Below are 6,236 nucleotides of genomic sequence, written 5' to 3'. Positions count from 1 at the left end.
GCCGGGACCGGCCGGGCAGGCGCAGCAGCGCCGTCACGTACAGCGGCGCGGTGAGGCACAGCCCGGTCAGCGCGATCGGCAGCCGGTACGCGGGATCACTCAGCGGCAGCACCGCCACGGAGAGCCCGGCGACCAGGACGGCGGCGTCGAGGATCGCGGCGACCCGACGGGACAACGCGACCCGGCGCGCCTGCCGCCCGGTCGTCACGCCCGCCGCGAGTGCGTCCCGGCGCTCGGGTGGGCCGGTTTCGGCGCTCCGGGCTGGTGATTCGGCGGTTCGGGCGTCGACGGTCGGCGGCGCGTTCGGGGCGAGGTCGCTCGGAGCGGGCAGCGCTCCGCCGGCCAGCCAGGCGAGCCGGACGCAGGCGAGTGCGGATCCACCGGCGACGGCGAGCGCAGCCGCGGCCGGACCGGGTAGGAGCCCGGCGACGCCCGCCAGGAGAAAGACCGCGCCGGTGAGCGACACGGCGACATCGGGCAGGGGTGGCCGCCGACGGGGACCGGCGGGAGGAGGGACGGGCACGGCGGTCGCCTTCGTGAGGGGGCACGGGGGCGGTGCGGTTGCGGTTCGCGGTAACGACGTGCGGGGTCGGGGCGGGCGGACGCATCGGCGGGGACCGCTGCGGCCACGCCTAGAAACGATCCCGGAAGCGCCCGGTGACGTCATCCCACCAGTGACATCCGTCACACCCCCGCCTCCCCGACGAGATCTCGGAAGCAAAGGGCCACCATGAGGACCGTTTCCTTCCAAGATCTCCATCACACGACCCGCCCGCGCCAGATCTTGGTACGCAGTCGCCCTCGGGAGGGCTGCCCTCGGGAGGGCGGAAACGTACCAAGATCTCCGGGGTTGGCGGGGCTGCCGGGGCGCGGGGTGGCGGGAGTCGGCCGGGTGGGATCATCGGAGGGTGAGCCGTGCCGATACCGTCCGTTTCCGACACAACCAGGCCATCCTGGTCGCCGCGATCGTCGCCACCATCGGCGCGCTGCCGCTGGCCTCCGCCCGCTGGTGGCTGCTCTGGGTGCTGCTCGTCCCGCTCACCGTCGCGGTCTGGGCGTGGCGCGCCGGCACCGACGCCGACGCCTCGGAACTGCGGCTGCGGGCGATCGCCGGGCAACGCCGGGTGCCGTGGACGCGCGTCACCGAACTGGCCGGCGACGCCCGGGGCCGCGCGCTCGCCCGGCTCGACGACGGCGAGGTGGTGATGCTGCCGGCGGTACGCGCCACCGAGCTGCCCCACCTGATCGCCGTCACCGGGCAGGAGCTGCCCGGTGAGGCGAACGATCAGTAGCCGTCGACCACCCGGTTCGTCAGCTCCTCCCCGGCCACGTACCGGCGTAGCTGCTCGGCCACCAGGCGGTACGCCCGGGGCAGCAGACCGCGTACCGAGCCGCCGATGTGCGGGGTGAGCAGCAGGTTCGGCAGCTCCCACAGGGGATGGTCGGCGGGCAGCGGCTCCGGGTCGGTGACGTCCACCGCCGCCCGCAGCCGCCCCGAGGTCAGCTCGGCGAGCAACGCGGGGGTGCTGACCACCGGCCCCCGTGCGGCGTTCACCAGCAACGCGCCGTCCGGCATCGCGGCCAGGAACTTCTCGTCGACAAGCCCCCGGGTCCGGTCGGTCAGCGGCACCAGCAGCACCACCACGTCCGCCTCCGGCAGCAGGGCGGGCAGCTCGTCCACCCCGTGCACACCCTGGTCCGGGCGCGGCCTACGGGCCACCAGCGTGAAGCTCACCTCGAACGGGGCGAGCCGGTCACGCACCGCCGTGCCGATCGAGCCGGCGCCCACGATCAGCACGCGCTTACCGGCAAGTTCGTCGGTCGGCGCCACCTCGTCGTACGCCCACTCGCGCCGCGCCTGCGCCCGGGCCAGCGGCGCGAACCCGCGCAGCGAGGCGAGGATCGCGGCCACCACCCACTCGGCGGTGGGCGAGTCGTGCACGCCCCGGGCGTCGCAGAGCGTCACACCGTCCGGGACGCGCCCCACCCAGGCGTCCGCGCCGGCGGAGAGCAGCTGCACCACCTCGACGTCCGGCAGGCGGGCCAGGAACGCGCCGGCGTCCGGGCCGGACAGGAACGGCGGCACCCAGAACCGCACCCCGGCCGGGGACGACGGGGGCCGTTCCGGGTCCTCCAGCAGCTCCACGGTGACGCCGGGCGGCAGCTCGCCGAGCAGCCGGAGGCCTTCGGGGTGCGGGATCCATGCCTTCACGACCGCCGACCATATCGGCAGCCCCGGGCCGGCATGGCGTGGGCCGTGACGAACGCCCCGCCCGGGGTCGATTGACAGTGCAGCGGGGTATAACCGAGGACGGGATGCCGGTCGGGTGTTCCGCTTGCTGAGGGCGGTGGCGATGAGCGAGGACGGCCGGGGCCGGGTGGCCGTGCCGATTGCCGCGCTCACCGATCCCGACCGGTTGCGTGCGCTCGACGAGACGCGGCTCGACGCCGTACCCGACGAGGCGTTCGACAGGTTCGCCCGCCTGGTCGGCGACCTGCTCGACGTGCCGGTCGCGCTGGTCTCCCTGGTCGACGCCGACCGGCAGTTCTTTCCCGGCGCGACCGGGCTGCCGGAGCCCTGGGCGGCGCGCCGGCAGACACCGCTGAGCCACTCGTTCTGCCAGCACGTCGTCGACATCGAGATGCCGCTGGTGCTGCCCGACGCCCGCCTCTACCCCCGGGTACGCCTCAACCTGGCCATCGAGGACCTGGGCGTGGTGGCGTACGCCGGAATGCCGCTCACCGACCTGGACGGGCGGGTGCTCGGCTCGCTCTGCGCGATCGACAGCAAGCCCCGGGCCTGGACCCCCGAGCAGCTGCGTACGCTCGCCGACCTGGCCGCCGCGTGCTCCTCGGAGCTGCGGCTGCGCATCGCGGTCCGCGGCGCCGAGCAGGCCCGCCGCCGCGCCGAGGAGGCGCACGACCGGCTCGCCATGCTGGCCGGGATGAGCGAGATGCTCGGCGGCACGCTCGACGTGGCCACTGCCGTCGACCGGCTCGGGCACGCGATGGTGCCGCTGCTCGCCGACTGGTGCCTGATCACGCTCGTCGACCCGGCGGGCCGCCCGCGCACCGTCACCGGCGTACACCGGGACGCCGAACGCGGGGGCGACCTGGCCCGCTTCGCCGAGTTGCTGACGACCGGCCTCAGCGCGGAGTCGCAGATCCGTTCGGTGCTGCGTACCGGGCGGCCGGCGGTGCGGGCCGTGGCCGGACTGGACGACGTGGCGCGCGGCACCACGCGCCCGGAGCTGGTGCCGCTCGCCGACCGGCTCGGCATCGGCTCCCACCTGACCGTGCCGATCACCGCCGCCGGGGACCGGGTGATCGGGGCTGTCACCCTCGTCAACCGCCAGGGGCGGCGCGGTTTCGACGACAGCGACCTGCGCACCGCGCAGGACATCGGAGTACGCGCCGGACAGGCGGTCGGCAACAGCCGCCTCTACGGTGAGCAGCGCCACGTCGCCGAGGTGCTCCAGCACAGCATGCTGCCCACCCTGCCGACGGTGCCGGGGATCGAGCTGGCCGCCCGCTACCTGCCGGTCGCGGACCGGGTCGAGGTGGGCGGTGACTGGTACGACGCGTTCGTCCAGCCCGACGGCGAGCTGGTGGCCGCGATCGGTGATGTCGCCGGTCACGACATCGAGGCGGCGGCCACCATGGGCCAGTTGCGCAACCTGGTGCGCGGCAACGCGTACGGGCGCGACGACCCGGTGGAGTTGCTGGTGGCGCAGCTCGACCGGGCGATGGGCGGGCTGCGGGTGCCCACCGTCGCCACCGCGGTGCTGGCCCGGATCCGCCCGGACGGGGACGGGCTGCGGGTCTCCTGGTGCAACGCCGGGCATCCCCCACCGGTGCTGGTCCGGGCGGACGGCACGGTCTCGGTCGCCGAGGGACGCGGGCCGCTGCTCGGCCTGGCCCGGGCACCCCGGCGTACCGGCCGGACACTGGTCCTCGCCCCGGGCGACACGCTGCTGCTGCACACCGACGGGCTGATCGAGCGCCGGGACCGGTCGATCGACGAGGGACAGGCCGACCTGCTCGCCCATCTCCGCGCCGACGGGCCGGGCGCACCGCTGGACCTGCTCTGCGACCGGCTGCTCGCCGCCGCCCACCGCCGTGAGGACGACGTGGCCCTGCTCGCCCTGCGTGCCGGCTGAGCTGAGCGGCCCGGTTCGGCGCTTCGCCCGGCTAGGCTGGGCCGGGTGAGAGCGCGTCTTCCGTACCCCCGTGCCCGCCGGCTCCGCACGGCGCTGGCGGTGTCCTGCGCGGCGCTGCTGCTGGGCAGCGCCGGTTGCGCCCTCGGCGAGCCCGAGCCGGACCCGGCCGGCGCGCCGCCCAACCTGCCGAGCCCGTCCAGTACCGCCAGCCCGGGTGGGGCCGGCCAGCAGGTGGTCGCCACCGTGCTGGCCAAGGGCCTGGAGGTGCCGTGGGGCATCGCGTTCCTGCCCGACGGCGCGGCGCTGGTGACCGAGCGGGACAAGGGGCGGATCCTTCAGGTCGGCCCGGAGTCCGGCCCGGACGGGCTGGCCGTGCGGCCGGTGCAGACCGTGCCGGACGTGGCCGCCGGCGGCGAGGGCGGTCTGCTCGGCATCGCGGTCTCGCCGGCGTACGAGCGGGACCGGACGATCTTCGTCTACTACACCGCCGAGAACGACAACCGGATCGCCAAGATGCGGCTCGGGCAGGCGCCGACGCCGATCCTGACCGGCATCCCGAAGGCCGGCACGCACAACGGCGGCGGGCTGGGCTTCGGCCCGGACGGTCTCCTCTACGCCAGCACCGGCGACGCCGGGCGCACCGAGAACGCCCAGGACGCGAAGAGCCTCGGCGGCAAGATCCTGCGGATCACCCCGGACGGCAAGCCGGCGCCGGGCAACCCGACCGCCGGGTCGCCGGTCTGGTCGACCGGGCACCGCAACGTGCAGGGCTTCGCCTGGACGCCGGACAAGAAGATGTACGCGGTGGAGTTCGGGCAGAACACCTGGGACGAGATCAACCCGATCAACAAGGGCGGCAACTACGGGTGGCCCCGGGTGGAGGGGCGCAGCGACGACAGGCGCTACGTCAACCCGATCACGCAGTGGCCCACCGGTGACGCCTCCTGCTCCGGCCTGGCCGCCGTGGATCGGCTGCTGGTCGCCGCCTGCCTGCGCGGGCAGCGGCTGTGGCTGGTGGAGCTGGCCGGCAACGGGACCGTCCTCGGTCAGCCGCGCGACCTGCTCAACGACAAGTACGGCCGGCTCCGGGCGGCGGCGGTGGCCCCGGACGGCTCGCTCTGGGTGAGCACCTCGAACCGGGACGGGCGGGGCCGGCCCGCCGCCGAGGACGACCGCCTCCTGCGGCTGGTCTTCGCCGACGGGGGCGCCGGCCGGAGCTGATCCGGGTCGGCAGGTTTGTCAAGATCGCTCAAGGGGCAGGTCAGGATCTCAGCATGGACGGCCACGACAACGAAGAGCACCGCGCGGGGGACGAGACGTCGCCCGGGCGCGGGCCTGCCCGCCGCTGGACGGCGTGGCGGCCGGGTCACCGGCTGCGCCGGCTGGGTGTCGTGCTGGCCCTGTTCGCGGTCACGCTCGGCGGCATCGTGGTCGGCACGTACGCGGGCGGCCACGTCGGCACCGACATCGGCCCGTTCCGGGCCGAGCTGAAGCTCAGCCCGTCACTGAGCGGCGGCACCACCGTCGACATCCCGCCGCTGGGCGCGTTGCTGCTGGACAGCCACGACGGGCCGGCGTACCTGACCGTCGAGGTGGGCGCGCTCGACCAGGGGCGCACCGAGGCGCTGATCGACGACCCGGCCAGCATCAGCCGGGCCAGCCAGTCGGCGGTGCAGGACGTCCGCGACGGCGTGATGCGGCTCGGGCTGCGTACGCTCGCCTCGGCGGTCCTGGCCACGCTGATCCTGGCCGCGCTGGTGTTCCGCGACGTGCGCCGTACCGCCTGGGCCGGCGGCCTGGCGCTCGTCATCACCGCCGGCAGCCTCGGAGTGGCCGCGACGACGCTGCGTCCGCAGGCGATCGAGGAGCCACGGTACGAGGGCCTGCTGGTGAACGCGCCCGCGATCGTCGGTGACGCGCGGCGGATCGCCAACGACTACACCAAGTACGCCGAGCAGTTGCAGCGGCTGGTCGGCAACGTCAGCAAGCTGTACACCACGGTCTCCGCGCTGCCGGTGGTGCAGCCGTCGCCGGGCACCACCCGGGTGCTGCACGTGTCGGACATGCACCTCAACC

At 74.8% G+C, this 6,236-nt stretch carries 4 protein-coding genes and 2 pseudogenes; 4 read left to right on the top strand and 2 right to left on the bottom strand.

Translation table 11 applies throughout. The features are described from left to right. Positions 1-466, bottom strand: a pseudogene (locus KBX39_RS20145) (GGDEF domain-containing protein); the annotation flags it as partial. A gap of 442 nt (positions 467-908) precedes the next feature. On the opposite strand from KBX39_RS20145, the gene KBX39_RS20140 reads away from it, so the two are divergent. After that, entirely contained in the window at positions 909-1,292 is a 384-nt protein-coding gene (locus KBX39_RS20140; protein WP_064446987.1) for a PH domain-containing protein, read from the top strand. Here the strand turns inward: KBX39_RS20140 and KBX39_RS20135 are convergent. Continuing rightward, on the bottom strand, positions 1,286-2,212 hold the full coding sequence (locus KBX39_RS20135; RefSeq protein WP_210871948.1) for a 2-hydroxyacid dehydrogenase: 927 nt from the start codon (positions 2,210-2,212) through the stop codon (positions 1,286-1,288). The genes KBX39_RS20140 and KBX39_RS20135 overlap by 7 nt on opposite strands. 142 nt (positions 2,213-2,354) lie before the next feature. On the opposite strand from KBX39_RS20135, the gene KBX39_RS20130 reads away from it, so the two are divergent. The 3 genes and pseudogenes from KBX39_RS20130 to KBX39_RS20120 all read left to right on the top strand — a co-directional run. Further along, complete coding sequence (locus tag KBX39_RS20130) at positions 2,355-4,160, top strand: SpoIIE family protein phosphatase (RefSeq protein WP_210871946.1); 1,806 nt, start codon at positions 2,355-2,357, stop codon at positions 4,158-4,160. A 45-nt stretch (positions 4,161-4,205) separates the two neighbouring features. Then, positions 4,206-5,381: a sorbosone dehydrogenase family protein gene (locus KBX39_RS20125; protein ID WP_043326037.1), complete on the top strand. Its 1,176-nt coding sequence runs from the start codon at positions 4,206-4,208 to the stop codon at positions 5,379-5,381. 53 nt (positions 5,382-5,434) lie between these two features. After that, positions 5,435-6,236 (top strand): annotated as a pseudogene (locus KBX39_RS20120) (metallophosphoesterase); the annotation flags it as partial.

It is taken from the genome of Micromonospora sp. D75, from assembly GCF_018070405.1.
Classification (GTDB): Bacteria; Actinomycetota; Actinomycetes; order Mycobacteriales; family Micromonosporaceae; genus Micromonospora; species Micromonospora chalcea.
This window is presented reverse-complemented; position numbering and strand designations above follow the sequence as displayed.